This is a genomic window from Falsiroseomonas sp. E2-1-a20 (assembly GCF_051433195.1).
In the GTDB taxonomy this organism is placed as follows: domain Bacteria; phylum Pseudomonadota; class Alphaproteobacteria; order Acetobacterales; family Acetobacteraceae; genus Falsiroseomonas.
The window spans coordinates 72,681-98,638 of sequence record NZ_JBHMFT010000016.1 but is presented as its reverse complement, the minus strand read 5'-3'; the positions used below and the strand labels follow the sequence as shown (position 1 = coordinate 98,638).

The 25,958-nt window shown below is 71.5% G+C and carries 25 protein-coding genes and 2 tRNA genes; 9 read left to right on the top strand and 18 right to left on the bottom strand.

Translation table 11 applies throughout. The features are described 5' to 3' along the window. Positions 1–70 precede the first annotated feature (70 nt). Positions 71–2,302, top strand: a complete 2,232-nt coding sequence (locus tag ACFHPP_RS19300) for a hypothetical protein (RefSeq protein WP_437164862.1) — start codon at positions 71–73, stop codon at positions 2,300–2,302. On the opposite strand, the gene serS is transcribed toward ACFHPP_RS19300, so the two are convergent. The 11 genes from serS to ACFHPP_RS19245 all read right to left on the bottom strand — a co-directional run bounded on the left by serS (position 2,292) and on the right by ACFHPP_RS19245 (position 13,174). Continuing rightward, on the bottom strand, positions 2,292–3,569 hold the full coding sequence (serS, locus tag ACFHPP_RS19295; RefSeq protein ID WP_437164861.1) for a serine--tRNA ligase: 1,278 nt from the start codon (positions 3,567–3,569) through the stop codon (positions 2,292–2,294). The genes ACFHPP_RS19300 and serS overlap by 11 nt on opposite strands. A gap of 83 nt (positions 3,570–3,652) precedes the next feature. Further along, entirely contained in the window at positions 3,653–4,444 is a 792-nt protein-coding gene (gene tatC, locus ACFHPP_RS19290; RefSeq protein WP_430667351.1) for a twin-arginine translocase subunit TatC, read from the bottom strand. 18 nt (positions 4,445–4,462) lie between these two features. Next, on the bottom strand, positions 4,463–5,005 hold the full coding sequence (tatB, locus tag ACFHPP_RS19285) for a Sec-independent protein translocase protein TatB (RefSeq protein WP_437164860.1): 543 nt from the start codon (positions 5,003–5,005) through the stop codon (positions 4,463–4,465). 103 nt (positions 5,006–5,108) lie between these two features. Next, positions 5,109–6,176: an ABC transporter ATP-binding protein gene (locus tag ACFHPP_RS19280; RefSeq protein ID WP_437164859.1), complete on the bottom strand. Its 1,068-nt coding sequence runs from the start codon at positions 6,174–6,176 to the stop codon at positions 5,109–5,111. Positions 6,177–6,339: 163 nt separating this feature from the next. Further along, positions 6,340–6,966, bottom strand: coding sequence for an SMC-Scp complex subunit ScpB (gene scpB, locus ACFHPP_RS19275; protein WP_437164858.1), 627 nt, complete (start codon positions 6,964–6,966; stop codon positions 6,340–6,342). Beyond that, positions 6,950–7,720, bottom strand: a complete 771-nt coding sequence (locus tag ACFHPP_RS19270; RefSeq protein ID WP_437164857.1) for a segregation and condensation protein A — start codon at positions 7,718–7,720, stop codon at positions 6,950–6,952. Before ACFHPP_RS19270 ends, scpB begins: the two co-directional genes overlap by 17 nt. Further along, a complete protein-coding gene (locus tag ACFHPP_RS19265; protein WP_437164856.1) occupies positions 7,717–8,415 on the bottom strand; it encodes a site-2 protease family protein in 699 nt (232 codons plus the stop codon). The genes ACFHPP_RS19270 and ACFHPP_RS19265 overlap by 4 nt, the downstream gene beginning before the upstream one ends. Beyond that, positions 8,412–9,428, bottom strand: coding sequence for a beta-N-acetylhexosaminidase (gene nagZ, locus ACFHPP_RS19260; protein ID WP_437164855.1), 1,017 nt, complete (start codon positions 9,426–9,428; stop codon positions 8,412–8,414). Before nagZ ends, ACFHPP_RS19265 begins: the two co-directional genes overlap by 4 nt. A gap of 1 nt (position 9,429) precedes the next feature. After that, entirely contained in the window at positions 9,430–10,200 is a 771-nt protein-coding gene (locus ACFHPP_RS19255) for an SPOR domain-containing protein (RefSeq protein ID WP_437164854.1), read from the bottom strand. Further along, positions 10,197–11,972, bottom strand: a complete 1,776-nt coding sequence (argS, locus tag ACFHPP_RS19250) for an arginine--tRNA ligase (RefSeq protein WP_437164853.1) — start codon at positions 11,970–11,972, stop codon at positions 10,197–10,199. The genes ACFHPP_RS19255 and argS overlap by 4 nt, the downstream gene beginning before the upstream one ends. A gap of 32 nt (positions 11,973–12,004) precedes the next feature. Then, positions 12,005–13,174, bottom strand: a complete 1,170-nt coding sequence (locus tag ACFHPP_RS19245; protein ID WP_437164852.1) for a deoxyguanosinetriphosphate triphosphohydrolase — start codon at positions 13,172–13,174, stop codon at positions 12,005–12,007. Positions 13,175–13,258: 84 nt separating this feature from the next. Between ACFHPP_RS19245 and ACFHPP_RS19240 the strand changes: the two genes are divergently transcribed. Then, the gene (locus tag ACFHPP_RS19240) at positions 13,259–13,606 is read left to right on the top strand and encodes a HesB/IscA family protein (protein ID WP_437164851.1); all 348 of its coding nucleotides are present in this window, start codon (positions 13,259–13,261) and stop codon (positions 13,604–13,606) included. Positions 13,607–13,655: 49 nt separating this feature from the next. Then, a complete protein-coding gene (locus ACFHPP_RS19235) occupies positions 13,656–14,429 on the top strand; it encodes an exodeoxyribonuclease III (protein WP_437164895.1) in 774 nt (257 codons plus the stop codon). A gap of 3 nt (positions 14,430–14,432) precedes the next feature. On the opposite strand, the gene ACFHPP_RS19230 is transcribed toward ACFHPP_RS19235, so the two are convergent. Together ACFHPP_RS19230 and ilvD are read right to left on the bottom strand one after the other, a co-directional pair. Continuing rightward, entirely contained in the window at positions 14,433–14,756 is a 324-nt protein-coding gene (locus tag ACFHPP_RS19230; RefSeq protein ID WP_437164850.1) for a hypothetical protein, read from the bottom strand. A 126-nt stretch (positions 14,757–14,882) separates the two neighbouring features. Further along, the gene (ilvD, locus tag ACFHPP_RS19225) at positions 14,883–16,601 is read right to left on the bottom strand and encodes a dihydroxy-acid dehydratase (RefSeq protein WP_437164849.1); all 1,719 of its coding nucleotides are present in this window, start codon (positions 16,599–16,601) and stop codon (positions 14,883–14,885) included. A 151-nt stretch (positions 16,602–16,752) separates the two neighbouring features. Here ilvD and ACFHPP_RS19220 point away from each other — a divergent pair, with 151 nt between their 5' ends. Both ACFHPP_RS19220 and ACFHPP_RS19215 read left to right on the top strand, forming a co-directional pair. After that, on the top strand, positions 16,753–17,241 hold the full coding sequence (locus ACFHPP_RS19220) for a hypothetical protein (protein WP_437164848.1): 489 nt from the start codon (positions 16,753–16,755) through the stop codon (positions 17,239–17,241). A 58-nt stretch (positions 17,242–17,299) separates the two neighbouring features. Beyond that, positions 17,300–17,869, top strand: coding sequence for a Uma2 family endonuclease (locus ACFHPP_RS19215; RefSeq protein WP_437164847.1), 570 nt, complete (start codon positions 17,300–17,302; stop codon positions 17,867–17,869). Between the two features lie 9 nt (positions 17,870–17,878). Here ACFHPP_RS19215 and ACFHPP_RS19210 read toward each other — a convergent pair whose 3' ends face one another. From ACFHPP_RS19210 to ACFHPP_RS19195, 4 genes are all read right to left on the bottom strand, one after another. Beyond that, a complete protein-coding gene (locus tag ACFHPP_RS19210) occupies positions 17,879–20,560 on the bottom strand; it encodes a valine--tRNA ligase (RefSeq protein WP_437164846.1) in 2,682 nt (893 codons plus the stop codon). 64 nt (positions 20,561–20,624) lie between these two features. Next, complete coding sequence (locus tag ACFHPP_RS19205) at positions 20,625–21,143, bottom strand: DUF2497 domain-containing protein (RefSeq protein WP_437164845.1); 519 nt, start codon at positions 21,141–21,143, stop codon at positions 20,625–20,627. Positions 21,144–21,218: 75 nt separating this feature from the next. Further along, positions 21,219–22,595 carry a TolC family outer membrane protein gene (locus ACFHPP_RS19200; protein WP_437164844.1) on the bottom strand — a complete coding sequence of 459 codons (1,377 nt, stop codon included), beginning with the start codon at positions 22,593–22,595 and terminating at the stop codon, positions 21,219–21,221. Between the two features lie 70 nt (positions 22,596–22,665). Then, entirely contained in the window at positions 22,666–23,376 is a 711-nt protein-coding gene (locus tag ACFHPP_RS19195) for a protein-L-isoaspartate O-methyltransferase family protein (RefSeq protein ID WP_437164843.1), read from the bottom strand. A gap of 112 nt (positions 23,377–23,488) precedes the next feature. Between ACFHPP_RS19195 and ACFHPP_RS19190 the strand changes: the two genes are divergently transcribed. The 4 genes from ACFHPP_RS19190 (at position 23,489) to ACFHPP_RS19175 (ending at position 25,003) form a co-directional block, all read left to right on the top strand. Next, a tRNA-Cys gene (locus ACFHPP_RS19190) sits at positions 23,489–23,559 on the top strand. 71 nt (positions 23,560–23,630) lie between these two features. Beyond that, a tRNA-Asn gene (locus ACFHPP_RS19185) sits at positions 23,631–23,705 on the top strand. 202 nt (positions 23,706–23,907) lie between these two features. Then, a complete protein-coding gene (locus tag ACFHPP_RS19180; protein ID WP_437164842.1) occupies positions 23,908–24,192 on the top strand; it encodes an MgtC/SapB family protein in 285 nt (94 codons plus the stop codon). 112 nt (positions 24,193–24,304) lie between these two features. Beyond that, on the top strand, positions 24,305–25,003 hold the full coding sequence (locus ACFHPP_RS19175; protein WP_437164841.1) for an HAD hydrolase-like protein: 699 nt from the start codon (positions 24,305–24,307) through the stop codon (positions 25,001–25,003). Between the two features lie 15 nt (positions 25,004–25,018). Here the strand turns inward: ACFHPP_RS19175 and prpB are convergent, their stop codons facing one another. Then, positions 25,019–25,936 (bottom strand): methylisocitrate lyase, encoded by a 918-nt coding sequence (gene prpB, locus ACFHPP_RS19170; protein WP_437164840.1) that lies wholly within the window; start codon positions 25,934–25,936, stop codon positions 25,019–25,021. Between the last annotated feature and the right edge of the window lie 22 nt (positions 25,937–25,958).

Here is a 25,958-nt window from a genome sequence, read left to right as displayed (position 1 = left end):
ACGTTGTCCGGCGGACGGGTTGCCATCCCGGCGCGCCAGGGGGGCGCGTGCCGCGAAAAGGCGGCCGATCATGGCAACGGGGTTCTTCATGCCATCCATCTCGCGCTGGCCCATCTCGAATTGGCGCAGGCCGTCCACGCTGGTCATCGCGCCGCTGGTGCTCGCCCCGCTGGCCGGCTGCGGCTACACGGTGCAGCGCAACGCGGACATCACCGCGAACCAGCGCGCGCTGGCCAGCGCCGAGGCCACCGGCACCACGCTGCGGCAGCGGGTCTCCCAGCTGGAGGCCACGCTGGCGCAGGAACGCGCCGCGGCCGGTGACCTCGCCAGCCTCGAAGAACGCCTCCGCCAGGCCAGCGGCGCGTTGAGCAGCGCCCAGCGGGCGCGCGCCAATGCCGACCAGGAAGCCCACCGCCTGCGCGCCCAGATCGCGCAGGAGGAAGGCCAGCTTGCCAGCCTTCAGGGCCGGTCCGGCGACCTGCAGCAGTCCACCAGCCAGACCCAGGCCTCCCTCACCGAGGCCGAGGCGCGCCTTGCCGGGCTGCGCAACGACGCCCAGGCCGCGGAGCGCCGTCTCGCCCAGCTGCGCGACCAGGCCGCAGCCCAGGATGGCCGCCTCGCCTCGCTCGGCGAGCGCCGCAGCGCCGAGGAACGCCAGCTGGCCGCCCTGCAGGACCAGGCCACGCAATCCGAACGCCGCCTCGCCGGGCTGCGCGAGCAGGCAGCGACCGAGGAGCGTCGCCTGGCCGAGTTGCGCCAGGGCGGCCAGGCCGCAGACCAGCGCCTGACCGGCCTGCGCGGCCAGGTCGGCGAAACCGAGGGCCGCCTCAACACGCTGCGCAACCAGGCCCAGGCCGCGGACCAGCGCCTCGCCGGCCTGCGCAACCAGGTGACGGAGACGGAGCGCCGCCTCGGTGGCCTGACGCAGCAGGCGCAGGCGGAGGACCAGCGCCTCGCCGGCCTGCGGACCCAGTTGGCGGAGGCCGAACGCCGCCTCGGCGGCGTGCGGGAACAGGGTCAGACGGCCGACCAGCGCCTCGCCGGGCTGCGCGAGCAGGTGAACGAGGCCGAGCGCCGCCTGGCCGGGCTGCGCGAGCAGGCCCAGTCGGAAGACCAGCGCCTCGCCGGGCTGCGGGAGCAGGCGACGGAGACGGAGCGCCGGCTGGCCGGGCTGCGCGAGCAGGCGCAGTCGGAAGACCAGCGGGTAGCCGGGCTGCGCGGCCAGTCGACCGAGGCCGAGCGCCGCCTCGCCGGGCTGCGCGAACAGGGCCAGGCGGAGGAACGGCGCCTGGCCGGACTACGCGACTCCGCAGGCAACGAGGATCGTCGCCTCGCGCAGTTGCGCGAACAGGCGACGACCGAGGCGCAGCGGCTGGAAACGCTGCGCGGCGGCATCGCCCAGGCGCAGCAGGCGCTGGCGGAACGCCAGCAGGTGACCGGCGAGACCGACCGCCGCCTGACCGGCCTGCGCGCCACGCTGGAGGAGGCCGAGCGCAGCCTGACCGACCGCCGCGCCGCCCTGGCCGAGGCCGAGCAGCGGCTGGGCCAGGTGACGCAGGCGGAGCGCGACACCACGGCCCGCGTCCGCGCCCTGGAGACCCGCGCCGCGGAGCTGGACACCCGTACCGCCGACCAGGACCGGCGCCTCGCCAGCCTGCGCGATGCCCTGTCCACGGCCGAGGCCACGCTGGCCGAGCGCCGCGGCCAGGTGGAACAGGCGCAGGCCGAGCTGGACCGGCTGGGCACGGCGCGGGAGGAAGCGGCGGCGACCCTGCGCAGCCTGGAAGCCCGCAGCGCCGAGCTGCGCAACGAGGTCGGCGCTGCCGAGCGTCGCCTGGCCGAGCTTCGCACCGGCACCGCGGCGGAGGAACGCCGCCTGCAGGAGGCGCGCGCCGAGGCGCAGGCGGCCGGCAGCGAGTTGCAGTCGCGCCGTGCCGAACTGGCGCAGGCGGAGGCCCGCCTCGCCGAGGCCAACCGTGCCAACGAGACCGCCGGGACCCGGCTGCGGGAGATCACCCAGGGCACCGAGGGCGCGCGCCAGGAACAGGCAAGGCTGCGCGACCAGGCGGAGGCGCTCCGCAACGAGGTCGCGGCCATGGAGCGCCGGCGCCAGGAACTCGGGGCCGAGGTCGCGACGGTGGAGGCCCGGCTGCAGCAGCAGCGTCAGGAACTGGCGCAGCTTGCGGTCAGCCTGGCGCGGGAGCGTCAGGCGCTGGACATGCAGCCCTCCCGCACCGGCGCGGAAGCCTCGCCACGCTCAGGCGAGGGCGCCGGGCCGGATGGCGGAACGGTCAGGCAGTAGCCGGGCGTAGCGCCTCCGCGCCACCCATGTAGGGGCGCAGCACCTCGGGGATGGCAATGCTGCCATCCTCGGCCTGGTGTGTCTCCAGCACCGCGATAAGGGCCCGGCCGACGGCGACGCCGCTGCCGTTCAGCGTGTGCAGGAATTCGGTGCCCTTGGCGCTGGCCGGCCGGAACCGCGCCTCCATCCGGCGCGCCTGGAAGTCGCGGCAGTTGGAGCAGGAGGAAATCTCCCGCCACGCCTGCTGGCCGGGCAGCCAGACTTCCAGGTCGTAGGTCTTGGCGGCGCCGAAGCCGGTGTCGCCGGATGCCAGCACGATGCGCCGCCAGGTCAGGCCGAGCTCGGTCAGCACGCGTTCGGCGCAGGCGGTCATGCGCTCATGCTCCGCCTCGGACTGGTCGGGGTGGGTGATGGAAACCATCTCCACCTTGGGGAACTGGTGCTGGCGCAGCATGCCGCGGGTGTCGCGCCCGGCCGAGCCGGCCTCGGACCGGAAGCAGGGGGACAGCGCGGCCAGGCGCAGCGGCAGCGCCGGCTCGGCCAGGATGTCGCCGCGCACGAAGTTGGTCAGCGGCACCTCGGCGGTCGGGATCAGCCAGCGGCCATCGGTCGTGCCGAACAGGTCCTCCTTGAACTTCGGCAACTGCCCGGTGCCGTACATGGAGGCGTCGTTCACCAGCAACGGCACGGCGCATTCGGTGTAGCCGTGTTCCTCCGTGTGCAGGTTCAGCATCCACTGGCCGAGTGCCCGTTCCAGCCGTGCCAGGGGCCCGCGCAGCACGGTGAAGCGGGCGCCGGCCAGCTTCGCGGCGGTGCCGAAATCCATCCCCAGCGCCTCGCCGAGTTCGAAATGCTGCCGCGGCGCGAAGGGGAAATTGCGCGGGCTGCCATGGGTGTGCAGCACGACATTGGCCGATTCGTCGGCGCCGTCCGGCACATCGGCCGCCAGCAGGTTGGGCAGGCTGGCCAGCAGGGCGTCGCGCGCCGCCTCATGCGCCTCCGGCGTCGCGGCGGCGGCGGCATCCATGGCGGCCTTGACCTCCGCCTTCAGCCGCTCCGCCAGCGCCGGGTCGCCGGCCTTCATGGCGGCGCCGATCTGGCGCGACAGCTCGTTGCGCGTGGTCTGCGCCGCCTGGGTCAGCCGCACCGCCTCGATGCGCAGATCGTCGAGGCGCAGCGCCTCGGCCGCCACCGGCGGCAGGGACCGCCGCGCGAGTGCCGCATCGAACGCCGCCGGATCGGCGCGCACCACCTTGATGTCATGCATGGAACTGGACCCGAAAGACTGCGGACCTGCGGCTAGGGCAGCCGGGCGCGGCCGTCAATGAAGGCGCCGAGGGGCCGCGCCCCTCAGGTCTTCGCCGCCGCGTCCTTCTTCCGCCCCATCCAGACCGCGGCCAGGATCGAGATCTCGTAGAGCAGGATCATCGGCACGGCCAGGCCGATCTGGCTGATGATGTCCGGCGGCGTGATGATGGCGGCGACCACGAACATGCCGACGATCGCATAGCGCCGGCCGCGCCGCAGCCCATCCACGGTCACGATGCCGACGCGGGCCATCAGCGTCAGTGCCACCGGCAACTGGAAGGCGATGCCGAAGGCCAGGATCATGTGCATGACCAGGGACAGGTACTCGCTGACCTTGGCCTCCAGCTGGATGGCGACGGTGCCGGCTTCCTGCGGCGTCTCGAAGCTGATGAAGAAGCTCCAGGCCATCGGGAAGATGAAATAGTAGGCCAGTGCCGCGCCCATGACGAACAGGAAGGGCGAGGCCACCAGGAACGGCGTGATCGCGTTCTTCTCGCTCTTGTAGAGCCCGGGCGCGATGAACAGCCAAAGCTGCGTCGCCCACATCGGAAAGCTGAAGAAGGTGGCGCCGAAGAAGGCGACCTTCAGGTAGGTGAAGAACGCCTCGTACAGCGCCGTGAAGATCATCCGGCGCTCGCCCATCCCCTGCGCCTGCAGGATGTCCGCCAGGGGCGCGGCGAGGAAGCCGTAGATCTGGCGGGAAAAGTAGTAGCAGACCGCGAAGGCGATGATGAAGGCACCGAGCGACCAGAGGAGCCGCGTGCGCAGCTCCATCAGGTGCTCGATCAACGGCATCGGCTTGTCGTCGATCTCGTCGGTCGGATCACGCGGCACTGTGGGGGGATCCGTCTGTCAGGTGGCGGTGCCGGCGGGGGTGCCGGTGGGTGGCTTCGCCTCGGCCGCGGGTGGCACGAAGGCCGGCGCGGCTTCGGGTGCCGGGGGGGCAACCGGTGTGGCCATGGGTTCGGCCGCGATCGGTGGCGTGGCGCCAGGCGGAATGAAGGCCGGCGCCTCGGCCCGCGGCGGATCGGCCGCGGGGGCTGCCACGGGCGGCGGCGTCACCTCGGCACCATGCACCGGCGGGCGGGTGTCGAAGGCCTCGCGCAGCGGGTCCTCCGAGAAGGTCTTCCGCAGCGAACCGTCGCGGTCGACCTCCTTTTCCACGATGTCGCGCACGTTGAAGTTGCGGATATCGTTGATCTGGTTGCGCACGTCTTCCAGCTTCGCCTCGCGCACCACCTCGTCCACCTGGCCCTGGAACTCCCCGGCCATGCGACGCAGCTTCTGGATGCCCTTGGCGATGCTGCGGACAGCATCCGGCAGGTCCTTGGGGCCGATGACGACCACAGCGACAACGGCGATCAGCGCGAGTTCGGTCCAGTCGAGACCCAGCATGAATCCTCATCCCCGACGCCATGCGGCATGCAGGCCAGGCGGGGCGAACCCGTTAGCAGGAACGCCGCCCAACGCCAATCCAGTCGCAACCCGCACACCCTATCTAGGGAGCCTCGGCCGGGAATACGAAGGCCCGTTCCGGGTCCATCGCAACGGCCACGCGATCACCCCGGCTGAGCCAGGCGCCGGGCGGCAGCCGGGCGTGCAGGTGCAGCAGGCCGCCCTGCCCGTCCGCCACCGCCAGGTGCACCAGCGTGGTGGCGCCGAGCAGCCGGCAGGCCTCGACCTCCGCCAGCGTGCCGTTGCTGGCCTCCGGCGCCATCACCCGCAGGCCTTCGGGGCGCAGCAGCACCTCCGCCGCCTCACCTTCCCGCACGCCATCCGTCTCGCGCAGCTTCAGGCCGCCGATCGGGGTTTCCACCTGGCCGTCCCGCACCCGCGCGGGCATCCGGTTCACCTCGCCCAGGAAGGTCGCGACGAAGCGGCTGCGCGGCGCCAGATACAGGGCGGAGGGCGCGCCGAGCTGCTCGATACGGCCCGCATTCATCAGCGCGATCCGGTCGGCCATGAACATCGCCTCCTCCGAATCATGCGTCACGATCAGGGTGGCGATGCCGGCCTGTTGCAGCACGTGCAGCGTATCGTCGCGCACCTGTTCGCGGAGCCTTGCATCGAGGCTGGCGAAGGCTTCATCCAGCAGCAACACGGCGGGCCGCGGCGCGAGCGCCCGGGCCAGCGCCACGCGCTGCTGCTGACCGCCCGAGAGCATGTGCGGCCAGGATTCGGCGAAGGCCTCCAGCCCCACCCGCGCCAGCGAATCCATGATCCGCCACTTGCGCTGGCCGCGCGGCACGAAGCGCAGCCCGAAGGCGACGTTTTCCGCCACCGTCAGATGCGGGAACAGCGCGTAGTCCTGGAACACGAAGCCGACGCCACGGGCTTCCGGCGGCGTCTCCCGCCCCGGCTCCGCGATCAACTGCCCATCCAGCGTGATGCGCCCGGCCTGCAACGGCTCCAGCCCCGAGGCGAGGCGCAGCAGCGTGGTCTTGCCGCAGCCGGAGGGGCCGAGCAGGCACAGGATCTCCCCCGGGCCGACCTCCAGGTCCAGATCCCGCAGCACCACCCCACGCTCCGGGTAGTGGTGCGACACGCCTTCGAACCGGATACTCAATTTTTCTGTGCGTCGGCGAGCCGACGCCCCTCAAGCGCCGGGCGCGTCCATCCGGACGCTTGGCTCGCCGCACTTGCGGCTTGCGCGTCGCGGCAGTGCCGCGACCGGGCGCTCGCCCCGCCGGAAGCCGGCGGGTCGCAGGGGTGCACCAGGATCAGCATCGTCAGTCGCCTTCCGGCGTCTTGGGCGGCGCGTCCTGTGTGCTGAACAGCGGCGCGGCGTCGCCGCTGACCAGCTCCTCCCGCCGCGGCAGGTCTCGCAGCGACTTCAGGCCGAACTGCTCCAGGAAGCGCGACGTGGTGCCCCACAAGGTCGGCCGACCCGGCACCTCCTTGTGCCCGCGCGGCGCCACCAGCCCGTGTTCCAGCAGCGATTCGAGCGTCGCCTGCGCCAGGCCTGCGCCGCGGATCTCCTCGATCTCGGCGCGGGTGCAGGGCTGGTGCCAGGCAATCACCGCCAGCGCCTCCATCGCCGCGCGCGGCAGCCGGCGCGGCACCTCGATCACCCGGGTAAGCGCGCTGGCGAGGTCGGGCGCGGTGCGCAGCACGAAGCCGCCGCCGACCTCGGTCAGCACCACGCCACGGCCTTCCAGCGCGCGGGACAATTCGCGGAACACCGCCTCCGCCTGCTCGCCTTCCGCCAGCAGCGGTTGCAGCCGCGCGGGCGTCACGGGGCGGTCCGAGGCGAAGACCAGCGCCTCCGCCAGCCGGATCGCCGCGGCACTGACCGGCGGGGCTTCCGTCTCGGGCGGCCCGTTCTCAGGCAGCCCGTTCTCAGGCGGCTCTGACATCGCCCGCCTTCTCCGCGTTCTCGGCGCGGCGCAGCAGGATCGGCCCGAAGGCGCGGTCCTGCCGCAAATCGAGCCCGCCGCCACGCGCCATCTCAAGGCTCGCGATCAAGGTGCTGGCCAGCGCCGCGCGCCGTTCCACTGCATCCAGCTCCGCGCCATCCGGCAGGAAGCGTTGCAGCACGGCCCAGGACGGCAGGTCGCCGAGCACGCGGGTCATCCGCGCGATGGCCTCCTGCACCGACCACAGCCGCCGCGGCTTGGGCCGGTAGGGCCGCAGGGCCAGGGCGCGCCGCCGCCCCGCGACATAGGCCTGGCACAGCGCCGCCAGGTCCGCCCGCAGGCCGGAGCGATCCTCCACCGTCAGGTTCTCGGGCGCGCCACGGCCGAACACGTCGCGCCCCAATTGGTCGCAACGGCCGAGCCACCCGGCACCCGCGCGCATCGCCTCCAGCTCCGCCAGCCGGTCGGTCAGGCGGCTGGCCAGCGCCTCCGGGTCCTCATCCTCCCCGGCTTCTTCCTTGGGCAGCAGCAGGCGGGATTTCAGCCAGGCGAGCCAGGCGGCCATCACCAGCCAATCCGCCTGCAATTCCAGCCGCATGCCTCGCGCCTGATCGATCACCGCCAGGTACTGGTCGACCAGTGCGACGATGGAAATGCCGGCCAGGTCCAGCTTCTGCGCCCGCGCCAGGTCCAGCAGCAGGTCGAGCGGGCCCTCGTAGCCGTCCAGCCGCAGGTGCAGCACCGGGTCGGTCATAGCGCCCCCCCATGGCCGGATAGCGTGAAGATCACCCGCAGCACCGGAAACGCCACCTCCCGCATCAGGATGCCGAGCGGATCGAAGCCCGGGATCGCATAGGGCACCAGGAAGATCAGCCCCAGCACGATCAGCAGCCCGAACCGCTCCAGCCCCGCCACCGCCCGCGCCGCCGGGGCCGGCAGGATGCCGACCAGGATGCGGCCACCATCGAGTGGCGGGATCGGCAGCAGATTGAAGCAGGCCAGGATGACGTTGTACAACATGCTGAGCGCCGCCATGCGCAGCAGCCAGTCCCCGGCAGCCAGCGGCAGCACGCCATCCGCCGCGGTCACCACATGGGCGAACAGCCCGAAGCCGAAGGCCAGGGCGAAGTTGATGCCCGGCCCGGCCGCCGCCACCAGCACCATGCCCCAGCGCGGGTCGCGCAGCCGCCAGATGTCCACCGGCACCGGCTTCGCCCAGCCGAACATCGCCTCCACCCGGCCGAGCGTCGCCAACTGCGTCACCAGCAGCAGGCCCGGCACCAGCAGCGTGCCCACCGGGTCCACATGCCGCAGCGGGTTCAGGCTGACCCGGCCGAGCCGCCAGGCCGTGTCGTCGCCCAGCGCGCGCGCCGCATAGCCATGCGCCGCCTCGTGCAGGGTGATGGCCAGGATGGCCGCCACCGCGATCGCCGCGATTTCGCCGATCACGCGAAGGCCGTCTTCGTGGCCAGCAGGCGGTCGCGGATCTCCGCCAGCAATATCGGGTCCAGCGTGCGCCTGGCTGCCAGCATGGCATCGCGCGCCGCCTGCATCCGGTGCGCCGCCCGCGTGCCGAGCGCCGGGCAGGCTTCCAGCAGCGCGGCGGACTCCGCCAGCACCCCGGTGCAATGCAGCGCCAGGTCGCAGCCCGCCGCGATGGTCGCCGCCGGCAGATCCTTCGAAAGCCCCGCCATCGCCCCCATCGCCAGATCGTCCGAGACCAGCACGCCGTCGAAGCCGATCTCGCCGCGGATCACGTCCCGGATGATCCCGGGCGAGAGTGTCGCCGGCAGCGCCGCATCCAGCGCCTCATACAGGATGTGCGCCGTCATCGCCCAAAGCCCGGTCCCGCCATCCGCCGCCGCCAGCGCCCGGAACGGCGCCAGGTCCGCCGCCAGCGCGGCACGGTCCGCGGCGACGCGGGGCAGCGATTCGTGGCTGTCGACCTGCGCCCGGCCATGCCCGGGAATATGCTTCACCACCGGGATGCACCCGGCCTGTTGCAGCCCGCGCACCCAGGCCGCGCCCAGCCGCGCGACCTCCGCCGGCTGGTCCGAGAAGGCACGGTCGCCGATGATCTGGTGCGCGCCAGCCAGCCGCAGGTCGAGCACCGGCGCGCAGACCACGTCCAGCCCGAGCCGCGCGCATTCCAGCCCGAGCAGCGTGGCATTCGCCTCCGCCGCCATGGAAGGCGCCTCCTCGAACAGCGCCGCCGGCGGGAAATCCGGCCAATGCGGCGGCCGGAGCCGGGCGACGCGACCGCCTTCCTGGTCCACCAGGATCGGTGCCTCCGCGCCCAATTCCTCACGCAGCGCCGCGCAGAGCGCCGTGACCTGCGCCGGCGTCTCGACATTGCGGCGGAACAGGATGGCGCCGGCCGGGCGCCAGCGCCGGAACAGCGCGACCTCCTCCGCCGCCAGCGTGGTGCCGGCGATGCCGACGATGGCCGCCCTCGGTGTCAACTCAGCGCACCAGGATGCAGGCGAGGCTGCGGGCGCGGGCCTGTTCGCAGAACTGCGCAGCCGAATCCGAATCGGCGAAGCCGCTGGCGCGCAGGCGGAACAGCGGCGAGCCGCCTTCGCGCTCCACCCGCTGCACCACGGGGCTGCGGCCCTGGAACAGCTCCGGCGCACGCCGCGCCAGCCGGTCCCATTCGCCGCGCGCGGCCTCCTCGCTGCCCACCGCGGCGAGCTGCACCAGCGCCCGGCCGCCAGCAACCGGCGCCGGCACGGCGGCGGCAACCGTCGTCGCGGCGCCTGGCGGTTCGGGCGCGGCCGGCGGCGGGAATGGCAGGGAGGCCAGCGTCACCTCCTCCTCCGGCGCCTCGGTCGCCACCACGGCATCCGACTGCGGCGTGGGCACCGGCCGCGGCGCGATCACCGGCGGCGGCGCCACGGCGGCGCGCAGCAGCGCCAGGTTCGGCGCCTCGGCCTCCGGCACCAAGCCATCGGCGCGCGGCGCTGCCTGGGCCTGCCGGTTGCCGGGGCGTTCCAGCACCAGCGCATTCTGGTTCGGCACGCGCAGCCCGCCGGGATCGTCCGGGCGCACCTTGAAGGGGCGTGGGTCGGCTTCCACCACCGGCACGCCGCTGCCGCCCATGCTCTGGAACGCCCACCAGCCGCCGGCTGCCACGCCCCCCACGGCCAGCAGCCCCCCGGCCGCGGCCAGCATCATCCATGGAACCCCCGGGCGATCCCGCTGCACCCGGTAGGATGGCACCATCGCATCGCTCATCGCATCTCCTCGACGGGTTCGACCCCCATCACCGCGAGGCCAGAGCGCAGGACCACCGACGTCGCGGCCACCAGCGCCAGTCGCGCCCGGGTCGCCCCCGGCTCCTCCGCCCGGATGAAGCGCAACGTCGCATCGTCGCGTCCCCTGTTCCACAATACATGAAAGTCGCTGGCCAAGTCTTGGAGAAAGAACGCGATTCGGTGCGGCTCCCGCGCCGCAGCAGCCGCCTCCACCGTGCGCGGCCAGGCCGCCATGCGGCGGATCAGCGCCAGCTCCGTGGCATCCACCAGCGAATCGAGCGGCGCCTCCGCCAGCGCCGATACCTCCGGATCGCCGGCGGATCGCAGCACCGACCGGCAGCGGGCATGCGCGTACTGCACGTAGAACACCGGATTGTCCCGGGACTGCTCGATGACCTTGTTCAGGTCGAACTCCATCTGCGCATCCGCCTTGCGCGTCAGCATGGTGAAGCGGACGGCATCCTTTCCGACCTCGTCGATCAGGTCGCGCAGCGTCACATAGGTGCCGGCGCGCTTCGACATGCGGACCGGCTCGCCATCCTTCACCACATGCACGATCTGCGTCAGCACCACATCGAGGCTCACCTTGCGGTCCGACAGCGCCGCGACGGCGGCCTGCATCCGCTTGACGTAGCCGCCATGGTCGGCGCCCCACACCTGCACCAGCTGCGGAAAGCCGCGCTCGATCTTGGCCAGGTGGTTCGCCACGTCATTGGCGAAGTAGGTGCCGGAGCCATCGGATTTGCGCAGGGGGCGGTCGACGTCGTCGCCATAGGAGGTCGCGCGGAACAGGGTCTGCGGCCGCGGCTCCCAGTCATCCGGCGTCTTGCCCTTCGGCGGCTCCAGCACGCCGGTGTAGATCAGATCCTTCGCCGCCAGCGTCGCCTCGGCCTTCTCCAGCCAGCCCTCCGCCACGATGCTGCGCTCGCTGATGAAGACGTCGTGCTGCACGCCGAGCGCCGCCAGATCCTCCCGGATCGAGGACATCATGGCTTCCACGGTGAAATCCCGCACCGTATCCAGCCAGTGCGTGGCGGCTGCCGGCATGGCGCCCGGTTCGGCCAGGGTCTCCTTGAAGATCTGGCGCAGCGCGCTGCCGACCGGCACCAGGTACTCGCCCTTGTACTGCAGCCCGCCGGGGACGGATTGCGCGTACTCCTCCTCCGTCATGCTGGTGCCGAGCGCCTGGAGGTAGCGCCAGTAGGTGGCATAGGCGAGCGCCAGGACCTGGGCGCCGGCATCGTTGACGTAGTACTCCCGCGTCACGTCGAAGCCGGCCTTGCGCAGCAGCAGCGCCAGCGCGTCGCCCACCACGGCGCCGCGGCAATGCCCGACATGCATCGGCCCGGTCGGGTTGGCGGAGACGTATTCGACGTTCACCGGCCCGCCTTGCCGCGCCGGCCCGTCGCCATAGGCCGGCCCGGCGATCAGCACCGCCGGCACCACGCCGCGCACAAAGCCAGCATCCAGCCGCAGGTTCACGAAGCCTGGTCCGGCGGGCGTTGCCTCCACCAGCATCGGCAGCGCGGCCAGCTTCTCGCACAGCAATGCGGCGAGCTTCGGCGGCGGCATCTTCGCCAGCTTGGCCACCACCATCGCGCCGTTGGTCGACATGTCGCCATGCGCCAGATCCTTTGGCGGCTCCACCAGGACGCGCGTGAAGGCCTCCGCCGGCAGTTCGGGCAGGATCTGGCGCAGCGCATCCACCACATGGGCGCGCATCGTGGCGAAGAGGTCGGCGGTCGGTGTCATGAAAAGCTGATCCGGAATCGAATAAGGGGCTCTTAGCCCGGAATGGAGGGATCGGTCAGGCGCCGATGCTCCTCCAGCGCGAATCGGTCGGTCATGCCGGCCAGGTAGTCGCAGACCGCCTGGGCCGCCGCCTGGCTGCCGGGCTCGCCTGCCTTGGCGTGCCATCCGGGCGGCAGCTGGCGCGGCTCGCCATGCAGAAGGGTGAACAGCAGTTGCAGCGCGCGCTTGCATTTCTGCGTGGTACGGTTGACGCGCCAGTGGCGGTACATGCGCTGGAACAGGAAGGCGCGGAGCTGGTTGTTCGCCTCCATCATCGCCTCCGAGAACGCCACCACCGGCCGGTCATGCGCGCGGATGTCGGCGGCGCTGCCCGGTGCCAGGGCCGCGATGCGGCGGCGAGTCTCGGCCACCGTGTCGTTGACCATGGCGTTGATCACGCGCCGCACCACCTCCCCCGTCGCGCGGTCCGGCGGCAGGTGGGCATTGTCGCGAATCGCCTCGGCAAAGGCTTCCCGCACCAGCGGCAGGCTGGCGGCTTCCTCCAGCGTGAACAGGCCGGCGCGGATGCCGTCGTCCAGGTCGTGGTTGTTGTAGGCGATGTCGTCGGCCAGGGCCGCCACCTGCGCCTCGGCGCTGGCATGGCTGGTCAGCTCCAGCGGATGCAGGCTGTCGTATTCGGCGATGTAGGGGGATGGGCGGCGCAGCGGGCCGTTGTGCTTGGCCAGGCCCTCCAGCGTCTCCCAGGTCAGGTTCAGCCCATCGAAGCCGGCATAGCGCGTTTCCAGGCGGGTCACGGCCTTCAGCGACTGCGCGTTGTGGTCGAAGCCCCCATGCGGCTTCATCATCGAATCCAGCGCATCCTCCCCGCCATGGCCGAAGGGCGGGTGGCCCAGGTCGTGCGCCAGCGCCAGCGCCTCCGCCAGATCCTCCTCCAGCGCCAGTTCGCGGGCGATGGAGCGCGCGATCTGCGCCACCTCCAGGCTGTGGGTCAGGCGCGTCCGGAAGTGGTCGCCCTCGTGGTAGACGAAGACCTGGGTCTTGTATTGCAGCCGCCGGAAGGAGGTGCAGTGGATGATGCGGTCCCGGTCGCGCTGGTAGGGCGAGCGCGCGCCGCCGCCCGGCTCGGCATGCAGCCGTCCGCGCGAGTGGGAGGCCCGGACCGCCCAGGGTGCGAGCCCGTCCGGAAGCCGCTTCGGATCCATCGCCCTGGCCTAGCACCCGCCCGACCGCCCTGGAAGGTCTGGCGCTTCCGTCCTATGTTCCGCTGCAAGGAGCACCCGCCTGCCATGGACACCCCAGCACTCACTCCGTTCCGCGTCACCCCGCGCGCCGCGGCGCAGGTGGCCGATATCGCCACGCGCCAGGGCCGCCCCACCGCCGGCCTGCGCCTGGCGGTGGATGCCGGCGGCTGTTCCGGCTTCCAGTATCGCTTCGACCTGGAGGATGCGCCGGCCCCGGATGATCTGGTGGTGCAGGACGGCCCCGGCCGCGTCTTCGTCGATCCGGTCAGCCTGGAATACCTGGCCGGCGCGGAGCTGGACTGGACGGAGGCGCTGATCGGCGCCCATTTCGCGGTCAAGAACCCCCAGGCCGTCAGCGCCTGCGGCTGCGGCACCAGCTTCAGCGTCGCGTGATCGACCCGGGTAGCCAAGCGCGCCTGCGCCGGGCAGACTCGGGAGGATGATCCGCCTCGCCAGCTTCAACGTGAATTCCGTCCGCAAGCGGGCGCCGCACATCCTGCGCTTCCTGGCCCGGCAACAGCCGGACCTGCTGTTCCTACAGGAGTTGAAGTGCAAGACCGCCGACTTTCCGGCCAAGGAGTTCGCCGGGTCCGGCTACCAGGTCCACGCCATCGGCCAGGATGGCGGCCGCAACGGTGTCGCTGTCTTCTCAAGGATTCCGTTCGAGATCGTGGCCGAGTCGCTGCCGGGCGACGACCCCGACCACCAGGCCCGCTACATCGAGGTTGCGGCGGCCGGAATGCATGCGGCCGGCATCTACCTGCCCAACGGCAACTCCGGCGGCGCCGAGGGCTTCCTCTACAAGCTGACCTGGATGGAGCGCCTGCGCCGGCTGGCCGAGTCGCGGCTGGCGGCCTTCACGCCGCTCGCCATCCTCGGCGATTTCAACGTCTGCCCGACGGCGGATGACCTCGCCCCGGGCGCCCTGCCCCCGACCGATGCCCTGGTGCGGCCGGAGACGCGGGCCGCCTGGCGGGCGCTGGAGCATCTCGGCCTGACCGACGCGCTGCGCGCCCTGCACCCGGCGCCGGTGCGCATCTACACCTATTGGGACTACGGCTCCGCCTTCGAGCGCAATGCCGGGCTGCGGATCGACCATGCCCTGCTCAGCGCCGACCTCGCCGAGCGGCTTTCCGCGGTGACGGTCGATGTGGACCCGAGGGCGGAGGAACAGCCCTCCGACCACACGCCGATTCTCATCGACCTCGAGGACTGACCCTCAGCGCCAGTCGCGCCCCCGGCCATGCCCGCGACCGCGGTCTTGGCCGCGCCCCCGGTCGTAGCCGCGCCCACGGTCGTGCCCGCCCCAGCCGCGCTGGCTGAAATGGCGCGGCGGAGCATAGTAGCGGGGCGCCGGGGCGTAGTAGGGCCGGTAGACCGGGCGCGGTGCGAAGTAGCGCGGCGGCGGCGGGGCGTAGTAGGGCTGGGCATAGCCGTAGCCATATCCGTAGCCGCCCACCGGCGTGACACCACCAGCGACGACGCAGCCCGGCGCGAACAGCAGCACCGGCAGCAGCAGGACAAGGGCGCGGAGGCGGCGCATGGTGGGAACTCCCGTGCAGCGGGCCTTGTTGGGGCTGCCCGCCGCTTCATGCTCACTTAACACCCGCCTCATGTCGCGGTTCGGGCGCGATCGCGGCGCTGGCGAGACCTTTGCGGCGGCCGCGCCTTATTGATCCGCGTAGACGTGCGATTCCTCCGCCGCGCCCGGATGCGTCACCGCCCCCTGCGAGGCCGGACCCACCGTCTGCGCGTATTTCCACAATGCGCCGGAGGTGTACTGCGTCTTGCGCGGCGTCCAGGCGGCGCGGCGGGCCGCCATCTCGGCTTCCGGCAGGTCCACGTCGATGGTGCCGGCCTCGGCGTCGATGATGATGCGGTCGCCGTTCTTCAGCAGCGCCAGCGGCCCGCCGACGGCGGCTTCCGGCCCGACATGGCCGATGCAGAATCCGCGCGTCGCGCCGCTGAACCGGCCATCGGTGATCAGCGCCACCTTGTCGCCCATGCCCTGGCCGTAGATCGCGCTGGTGGTGGACAGCATCTCCCGCATCCCCGGGCCGCCCTTCGGGCCCTCGTAGCGGATGATGATGACGTCGCCGGCCTTGTAGGCGCGCATGTCCACCGCCTTGAAGGCATCCTCCTCGCAGTCGAAGCACAGCGCCGTGCCCTCGAAGCGCAGCTTGGACATGCCGGCGATCTTCACGATGGCGCCTTCCGGCGCCAGCGAGCCCTTCAACGAAACCACGCCGCCGATCGGGCTGATCGGGTCGCTGGTCGGGCGCACCACGTCCTGGTCCTTGGGGAAGATCACCTCCCGGTGGTTCTCCGCCAGGGACTTGCCGGTGACGGTGATGGCGTCGCCGCGCAGGTAGCCGCCTTCCAGCAGCGCCTTGATGATCACCGGCACGCCGCCGATGTGGAACACGTCCTGCGCCACGTAGCGCCCGCCGGGCTTGAGGTCCGCGATATGCGGCGTGGCACGCATGATCTCGGCCACGTCGTGCAGGTCGAACTTGATGCCGCATTCATGCGCGATGGCCGGCAGGTGCAGCGCGGCGTTGGTGGACCCGCCGGTGGCGCCGACGATGGCCGCGGCGTTGAACAGCGCATCCCGCGTCACGATGTCGCGCGGCCGCAGGTTCTTGCGGATCAGGTCGACGACAGCACGGCCGGACTGCACGGCGAAGAAATCCCGCGACTCGTCCGGCGCCGGCGCGCCAGCGGAACCCGGCAGGGCGAGGCCCAGCACTTCCGAGATGCAGGCCATGGTGTTGGCTGTGAACTGCCCGCCGCAGGCGCCCGCCCCCGGGCAGGCATGCTGTTCGAGCTCCAGCAGGTCGGCGTCCGACATGTTGCCGGCGGCGTGCTGGCCCACCGCCTCGAACACGTCCACGACCGTCACGTCGCGGCCCTGGAAGCGGCCGGGGCGGATCGAGCCGCCATACATGAACACGGACGGCACGTTCAGCCGCACCATCGCCATCATCACGCCCGGCAGCGACTTGTCGCAGCCCGCCACGCCGACCAGGCCATCGTAGCAGTGGCCACGCATGGTGAGCTCGATCGAATCCGCGATGACGTCGCGCGAGGCGAGCGAGGACTTCATGGACTGGTGGCCCATGGCGATGCCGTCCGTCACCGTGATGGTGGTGAATTCGCGCGGCGTCGCGCCGCCCTCCTTCACGCCGACCTTCACCGACTGCGCCTGGCGCGACAGCGCGATGTTGCAGGGCGCGGCCTCGTTCCAGCAGGTGGCGACGCCGACGAAGGGCTTGGCGATATCCTCCTGCGTCAGGCCCATCGCGTAGTAGTAGCTGCGGTGCGGCGCCCTTTCCGGCCCCACCGTGGTGTGGCGGCTTGGCAGCCTGGACTTGTCCCATTCGGTCATGGCGCGTTTTCCCCAGCGGCGTCTCGGCCCCTGGGGTGCCACAGAGCCGGCCGCTCGGCCAGGGCCAGGGCGGCTGCCGGACACGTGATTCGGGTGGCGGTTGCGCCCCCGCCATGATCGCGGTCTCGGAATGAGCGAAGGATACCGATTTATGACCCGCACCGGCTCCCTCCGCCTCGCGGCATTGCTCTCGGCCTTCGCCCTGCCGGCGGCAGCCGACCATCTCGACCCGCGGCTGGCCGGGCCCTTGCAGTCCATGTTCCAGGCCGCCATGCAGCAATGCCAGGCCGGCAATGGCGGCGCCTGCAACGCCGCGCAGGCGATCCAGCGGCGGGAGATGCAGTTGAGCCAGGCCGAGCGCGCCTGCCAGCAGGGCAATGGCCAGGCCTGCCAGGCCTATCAGGAAGGCGCGCAGCAGGTCTTCGGCGCCTACCAGCAGCAGCAGCGGGCGGGCATGCTGGGCGGCGGCTATGCCCAGGGCGGCGGCCAGGGGTATTCGACGCAGCAGATGACCCAGGACCATCAGGCCCGGATGCGGCAGCAGCAGAACCAGTTCCAGCAGCACCAGGACCGGATGCGCCAGCAGCAGAACCAGTTCGACCAGCAGAACCAGCGCTTCCTGGAGCAGCTTCGGCGCTGAGCGCTACCGCCTGCGGATCGCGTTGGCGTAGGCTGCGCCGAACCCCATGTCAGGCCCCATGTCCGACCTGCCGAAGACGCCCGACCATCGCATGACCCGCGCGGACTACTACGCCTGGGTGGAGCGCCAGCCGCGCGGCCGTTTCGAGCTGATCGACGGCCGGGTGGAAGCCATGGCGCCCGAGCGGCTGGTGCATGCGCGGACGAAATATCAAGCTTGCCGCGCTCTCGCAGACGCCATCGCCGCCGCAGGCCTGCCCTGCGAGGCCTTCATCGATGGTCCCGCGCTCGAGATTGGCCACGACACCGCCTACGAACCCGATGTCATGGTGGCGTGCGGCGCCCGGCTCGACGGCAACCGGATCGCCGTGCCCGACCCCGTCATCGTCGTGGAGGTCGCCTCGCCCTCCACCGCCCGCAAGGACAGCGTGACCAAGCTGGCCGACTACCTGCGGCAGGACGCGATCCGGCACTACCTGATCCTGGATCCGGTGAAGCGCGTCCTGGTGCACCACCGGAAGGCCGAGGATGGCAGCATCGCCACCGCCATCCTGCCTGGTGGCCCGCTTAGCCTCGACCCGCCGGGCCTTGCCCTGCAGGTCGAGGCGCTGTTCCCGCCGCCGGACTGAGCGGCGGCGTCAGCCCGCGATCCGCGCCAGCGCCGCGTCCAGCCGCGCCATCTCCGCCTGCGCAGCGGCGAGGCGTTCGCGGTTTTCCTCCACCACCTCCTCCTTCGCGCGGGCCACGAAATCGGCATTGCCGAGCTTCTGGGCGATCTTGCCCGCCTCGGTCTCCGCCTGACCGCGCGCCTTGGCGAGGCGTGCGCGTTCCGCGGCCAGGTCGATGACTTCCGCCAGCGGCAGCATCACCGTCGCCTCCCCCACCACCACCTGCGCCACGCCACCCGGCGCCGCGCCGTCCAGGGCACGGATCTCGGTGGCGCGGGCCATGCGGCGGATCACGTCGACCCAGGCCTCCGCCCGCGCCAGGCTGGTGGCGGAGGCGCCGGAGAGCAGCAGCGGCACGGTGACGGAAGGCGGCACGTTCATCTCCGCCCGCACGCCGCGCACCTGGCCGATCAGCGCCACCACCCAGTCCAACTCCTCCCGCGCCGCCTCGGCGCCGGTCACCTCGACGGCGCCGGGCCAGTCCGCGCGGATCAGGCTGCACGGCGCGCCGTAGCCGAAATGCGCGTGCAGTTCCTCCGTGATGAAGGGCATCACCGGGTGCAGCAGGCGGAGGATGGTGCCGAAGACATGCTGCGCGGCGCCCTTCACCTCGTCCTTGGCAGCGCCGTCCGGCCCGTTCAGCACCGGCTTGGCGAATTCCAGGAACCAGTCGCAGTAGCTGCCCCAGACGAAGCGATAGCTCGCCGCGGCGTAGTCGTCGAAACGGAAGGCCTCCAGCGCCGCCGTCGCCTCCGCCACCGCGCGATTCGCGCCATCCAGGATCCAGCGCGACAGCGGCAGCTTCGCCGAAGCCGGGTCGAAGGACGCATCCGCCGCGATCCCGTTCATCTCCAGGAACCGCGCCGCGTTCCAGATCTTGGTGCCGAACGACCGGAAATCCTCGACGCGCTTGCGGCCGAGCTTCACGTCCCGCCCCGGGCCGGTGAGCGAGGCGATGGTGAAGCGCAGCGCATCGGTGCCGTAGGCCTCGATCAGTTCCAGCGGGTCCATGACGTTGCCCTTGGACTTCGACATCTTCTGGCCCTTCTCGTCCCGGACGAGGCCATGGATGTAGATCTTCTCGAAGGGCACCTGCCCGTCCATGAAGTGGAGCCCCATCATCATCATCCGGGCGACCCAGAAGAAGATGATGTCGAAGCCGGTCACCAGCACGTCGCCGGGGTAGTATTTCGACAGTTCCGCCGTCCTGTTTGGCCAGCCAAGTGTCGAGAATGGCCACAGCGCGCTGCTGAACCAGGTGTCCAGCACGTCCGGGTCGCGCACCAACTCGACGTCCCGGCCGAACTTCTGGCGTGCCGCGGCGCGCGCATCGGCCTCCGTCTTCGCGACGAACACCTCGCCATCCGGCGCGTACCAGGCCGGGATCTGGTGGCCCCACCACAACTGCCGGCTGACGCACCAGGGCTGGATGTCGCGCATCCAGGCGAAGAAGGTGTTCTCCCACTGGCGCGGCACGAACTGCGTCTGGCCGGTCTCCACCGCGCGGATCGCCGGCTGCGCCAAGGTCTTGGCATCGACATACCATTGCAGCGTCAGCCGCGGCTCGATCGGCACGCCGGAGCGGTCGCCATGCGGCACCTGGTTCACATGCGGCTCGACCTTGGCCAGCAGACCGAGCTCCTCCAGCTTCGCCACGATCCGTTTGCGGGCCTCGAAGCGGTCCAGCCCGTCCAGGCTGTGGACGAACTCCGGCTCGGCCCAGTCGCCGCCGATCTCCGCCAGCGTCACCCTGGCATCGGCATCGAGCACCGACGGCATCCCGAGCCCGTGCCGCTTGCCGACCTCGAAATCGTTGAAGTCATGCGCCGGGGTGATCTTCACCGCGCCGGTGCCCTTCTCCGGGTCCGAATAGGCATCCGCCACCACCGGGATGCGCCGCCCGACCAGCGGCAGGACGAGGAACTTGCCCACCAGCCCGGCAAACCGCGGATCCTCCGGATGCACCGCCACCGCGACATCGCCCAGCATCGTCTCCGGCCGCGTCGTCGCCACCTGCAGGAACTCGCCCGGCGCGCCCTCGATCGGGTAGTTCAGGGTCCAGATCTGGCCCTTGACCTCCCGGCTCTCGACCTCGAGGTCCGAAATGGCGGTCTGGAACACCGGGTCCCAGTTCACCAGGCGGCGGTCGCGGTAGATCAGGCCCTGGCCGTGCAGGGTGACGAACACCTCCCGCACCGCCTCGGACAGGCCCTCATCCATGGTGAAGCGCTCACGCGGCCAGTCCAGGCTGGCGCCGAGGCGGCGGAGCTGGCGGGTGATGGTGCCGCCGGATTGGCGCTTCCAGTCCCAGACATGCTCCAGGAACGCCTCCCGTCCCATCTCCTGCCGCTTCTGGCCCTGGGAGGCCAGCAGGCGTTCCACCACCATCTGCGTCGCGATGCCGGCATGGTCCGTGCCCGGCTGCCACAGCGCATCGCGGCCCTGCATCCGGCGCCAGCGGGTCAGGATGTCCTGCACCGTCATGGTCAGCGCGTGGCCGATATGCAGGCTGCCCGTGACGTTGGGCGGCGGGATCATGATGGTGAAGGGCTTTTGCGCGCTGTCCGGCTGCGCGGCGAAGGCGCCGGAATCTTCCCATCCCTGGTACAGGCGGGGTTCCACGCTGGCGGGGTCGAAGGTCTTGTCGAGCATGGCGGCATCCCTTCCCCGCGGAAGGGCTGCCGTCAAGGGGCGGGTCCGGGCGTCAGCCCTGCGCCTAGCCCTGGGCGCGCCCGATCACCCGCTCGATCTCTACCCGCACCAGGCGCTCGACCAGCGGCGGCAGGTGCTGGTCCAGCCATTCCTTCAGCAGCGGCCGGATTTCCTCCCGCACCACATCCTCGATCGACGGTCCGCCGCGGTGCACCGTGGCAGAACGTTCGTTGGCGACGCTGCGCAGCAGCGTGGCCAGGGTCTGCGTGGTGGCGGCCGCGACGGCGGGCGCGATCAGCCCCTCCGCCGCGGTCATCACGTTGGCGACCGTCATGGGTGGTTCCGGCGCGGGCGGTTCAGGCGTCGGTTCGTGTGCATGCGTGGCGGCACGGGGCGGCGGCAGAACGGGCGCGGCCGGCTCCGGCCTAGCCACCGTCTCCGGAACGGGCGGGCCGACCAGCATCGCCTCGGTCAGGTCCAGCGGCTCATCCTCCGGCGCATCACCCTTGGCGGCCGGTGACGACGTGTCCTGCGCCTCGTCCTCGTTCAGGATGCGACGGATGGAGGCGAGGATATCGTCCATCGCCGGGTCGTTTCCCCCGCCCGTCCCGCCACCGGGACCACCACCTCCAGGCCCCTTGCCCGCACCACTCATCCGTTAGCGCCCCTGCTCGGCATAGTCGCCAAGGCCGACCCAGCGGTTCCGCACCTGGCGATAATACGCCTCCATGTCATACATCTGCACCGGCAGCCCGAGATCCTGCGCCGTCAGGCGGCCGACGGAGGCCGCCAGCGCGTGCGAGGCGGTGATCACATTCGCCAGCGCACGAACCAGGCTGACGCGGGCATTCAGCAGTTCCTGTTCCGCGTTCAGCACATCCAGCGTGGTACGGCTGCCGACGATGGCTTCCCGCTGCACGCCGTCCAGCGCGATCTCGGCGGCGCGAATCTGCGCGCGCACGCTGTCCACCTGCGCACGCGCCGCATTCAGCGTCTCCCACGCCGAGGTGGCCTGCTGCGAGGCCGCGCGGCGCTGGTCCGCCACCACCTGCCGCGCCTGCTGGGCCCGCTGCCGCGCCTCGCGCACCTGCGAATACTCGGAACCGCCCTGGTAGAGCGGCACGGTGAGGTTCGCCGTCAGCTGGCTGCCGGTGGCGCGGCTGTCCGGGGCCTGGCTGTTGTCGTTGCGGAAGGTGGTGCCGTTCAGGCTGACCTGCGGCAGCAGCGTGCCGAAGTTCACGTCCACCAGGTCCCGCGCTGCCGCCTCGCCGAACAGGGCGGCGACCACGGCCGGGTTGTTGCGGCTGGCCACGGCGCCGGCCTCGGCGGCGTTCGCCACCGGCGCGCGCAGCGGCTGCGGCGCGACCAGGCGCTGCGGCGGCTGGCCGACCAGGCGGGTGAAGGTGGCGCGGGACTGCTGCAGGCGGCCCTCGGCGTCGGCGCGGGCGGCGCGGGTGCCGGCCAGCCGGCTTTCCGCCTGCGCCACGTCCGTGCGGGTGATCTCGCCGACGCGAAACCGTTCGTTGGTGGCGCTGAGCTGGCGGTTCAGCACCTGCTCGTTGTTGATGTTGAGGCGGACCTCCTCCTGGTCGCGGATCACCGCGACATAGGCATTCACGGTATCCCCCAGCACCTGCTGTTCGGTCGCGATCAGCCGGGCGCGCTGCGCCAGCACCAGGTTCTCGGCCCGCCGCGTCTGCGCGACCGTGCGACCACCGCGGTACAGCGGCTGCGTCACGCCGGCCTGGATGGCGGCCGGGTCGCGGTCAACGTTGCGGCTGGCGCCGCTTGCGGTGGCGCGGCCGGTCGCGGTGCCGTAGCTGCCGGTGACCTGCACCGTGGGCCGCCATCCCGACAGCGCCTGTGGCACGCCTTCATCGACGGCACGCAGTTCGGCGCGCGCCGCCTGCAGGGTGGGGTTGTTGGCGTAGGCCAACGCCAGCGCTTCCTGCAACGGCTGCGCCGCGGCGGGTGCGATGATGGCGGCCGGAGAGGCCAGCAGCATCAGGGCGAGGGCGGAACGGGAGGACATCATCGCGTCGAAACTCCAGATGCCCACGCCGCGGGGCGGGGGAGACGAAGGGCACGCCGGCCTGACCTGGGCTTCAGAAGGCGAAGCCCGGCGCCGGTTGGAACTGAGGCAGCGGCAGGGTGGCGCAATCGAAGGCATCCGTCACGCTGAAGCTGCCGCCCTGCTGCAATCCCAGCACGGCGCGGGAGGACAGGCCGCGTTCCGCCGCCGCCAGGACCGTCGCCAGGCGGCCGCCTTCCGCCAGTTGCTCGGCGATCGCCGCCGGAATTTCGGGAATTTCGCCCTCGATCAGAATGGCGTCATAGGGTGCGCCGGGCGCATGGCCGAGCGACGGGTCGGCCTGGACCAGGCGCAGCACGCCGGCCGGCAGCAGGCCGGTGACCGCATCGCGGGCATGGCCGAACAGCGCCGGATCGGATTCGACGGCGGTAACGCGCGCGCCGCAGCGCACCGCGACCGCCGCCGCGTAGCCCGTGCCGGCGCCGAGCACCAGCATCCGATCCCCCTCCCGCAGCCGCAACAATTGCAGCAGGCGGGCGATGACCATCGGCTCGATCAGGGCGCGGCCGCCGGGCAGGCGCACATCCTCGTCGGCATAGGCGCGCGCGGCGAGGCCGGGCGGCAGGAAGCGCTCCCGCGGCAGGTCGCCCATGGCGGCCAGCAGCAGCGGGTCCGTGACCTTGTTCGGCCGCAACTGGCCATCGACCATGAAGCGGCGCGCTGCCGCCATATCCGGCCTTGCGCCTGTCGCGCGATCCAGGTCCATCGTCGCTGCCTTGTCCATGGCGCGCTTATACGGGCGGCCCGCGCGCCGGCCAAGTCGCAGTTCCGCGCCTCGGATCGCGTGTGCCTTGACCAGCGACGCGCCCTGCCGGATAGAGGCGCCATCGTGTCACGGCCGCGTGGCAGAGTGGTGATGCAGCGGACTGCAAATCCGTATATGCCGGTTCGATTCCGGCCGCGGCCTTTCCGACCCCCTCCTCGCTTGGGGGCTTTACCCCGGGCCGGGCGGTCGCTATAGCCCGGCACCTTGGCTGATCCGGCGTGGCGCAGCGGTAGCGCAGCGGACTGTTAATCCGTTGGTCGTAGGTTCGAATCCTACCGCCGGAGCCAACCTTCCCCCGACAGAACCACCGGCGTTCCAGCGCGTTCTGCGGCGCACGGACCTCGCCGACCTGCTGCCCAGCGTGCGCCAGCTCAGCCTGCTGCCGCATCTGCGCGACCTGGCCATCGCATACGCCCTCGCCTTCCTGATCGGCTGGAACCGGGAAAGGAAGGATCGCAGCGCCGGACTGCGCACCTTTCCCTCGTCGCCGTGGCCTCCTGCGGCTTCGTCCAGGCGACGGAGAGCCTGACCGCCGGGCAGCCCGAGGCCGCGGCGCGGATCATCGAGGGCGTCATAACCGGCATGGGCTTCGTCGGCGGCGGCGCCATCCTGAAGGATGGCGGCCAGGTGCACGGCACCGCAACGGCCGCCTCGCTCTGGGCCATCGGGGTCGCCGTCGCGGTCACCGCCCATGACGTGGCGGTGGTGATCCGCCTTTTCGGCGTGCTGACCCTCTACCTGCTCAGCAGATTCAAGCCGGAACCGCGTGGGTGAGCGATGTGATGGCTTGACGGCGCCCCCTCCGCTGGCGTTGTCCTGATCCCGCAACCGCCCAAGGCCCGCATGTGACCCCCCCGCCGCGCCAGCCCCGCGACAGAGACGCCGCATGTTGAGCCGGATCGGGCCGACCCCGAGGTTGCCGCTGCAGGCATTTTCCAGGGAGGGCCCAAGGGGCGCGCTGCCACCACCGCGCCTGGCGGTGTTCGACCTGGATGGCACGCTGGCCGACAGCCGCGCCCTGATGTTCGAGGCGCTGGACGATGCCGCGCGCCGATTCGGCTTCCGCCGCATCGACCAGGCGGAGGCCGAATCGCTGCGCGACCGCGATGCGCGGGCCATCCTGCGCGCGCTGCATGTTCCGCTATGGAAGCTGCCGCGCATCGCCGCCCATGTGAAGGCGCTGGCCACCGCCGCCCCGCCGCCGCCGCTGTTCCCCGGCGCCGGCGCCATGCTGGAGCGGCTGCGGCTGGCGGGGGTGACGCTGGCGCTGGTGTCCTCCAACAGCGAGGCGAATGCCCGCCGGGCCCTGGGCGAGGCCGCCGCGGGCTTCACCCATTGGGCCTGCGACGCCACCCTGTTCGGCAAGGCTTCCCGCTTCCGCCAGGTGCTGCGCCGCAGCGGGCGACTGCCGGCGGAGGCGATGGCGATCGGCGACGAGCTGCGCGACATCGCCGCGGCCCGCAGCGCCGGCGTGCAGGCCGGCGCGGTCGCCTGGGGCTACGCCGTGCCCTCCGCCCTGGCGGCGGCGCAGCCGGACATCCTGTTCAGCAGCATGGCGGAGATCCCGGCCTGGTTCGCCGCCTGAGCCGTCCGTCCAAGGCTATTGCGGCATGCCGTCCGGGATGACGGTCTGGATCAGGCTGGAATCCAGCGCCTCGTACTCATGGTACTTGATCGTGGCGTAGAGCTGCGCCCGGGTCTGCATGCGGTCCAGCATCTTCATCGTGCCACCGTCGCGGTTGATGGCGGCGTAGAGTTCCTCCATCGCCCGTGCCGCGACCCGCAGGTGGCTGACCGGCCAGATCACCATGGCGTAGCCGAGGTCCTGGAATTCCTGCGCCGTGAAGAACGGCGTGCGGCCGAACTCCGTCATGTTCGCCAGCAGCTTCACGCCCGGCATGCGGCGGGCGAATTCGGCGAACATGTCGCGGGTTACCAGCGCCTCGGGGAAGATCGCGTCGGCGCCGGCGTCCAGGTACAGCTGCGCCCGGTCGACCGCCGCATCCATGCCCTCGCTGGCCACGGCATCCGTGCGGGCGATGATGTACAGGTGCTTGCGAGCCTTGCGGGCAGCCGCGACCTTGGCGGCCATGTCGCGCGCATCGGCCAGCTTCTTGTCGTTCAGGTGGCCGCACTTCTTCGGCAGCAGCTGGTCCTCCAGGTGCACGGCGGCGGCGCCGGCTTCCTCGAAGGTCCGGACCATGTGCATAACGTTCAGCGCCTCCCCGTACCCGGTGTCGCCATCGACCAGGATGGGCAGGGAGGCGGCGCGGGCGACCTGGCGGATGTGGAAGGCCACGTCATCCACCGTGATCATGCCGAGGTCGGGCAGGCCCATGGTGGCGGACATGGCGGCGCCCGACATGTACAGCGCCTCGAACCCCGCCTCCTTCGCCAGCAGCGCGGCGATGCCGAGATGCGCGCCGGGCATCTGCAGGATCTGCGGCCGGTCCAGCAGGGCGCGGAAGCGCTGGCCCGCGGGGGCGTCGGGCAGGTCGTCGGCGATCACATAGGGCATGTCTTGGCTCCGGATGGAGGTC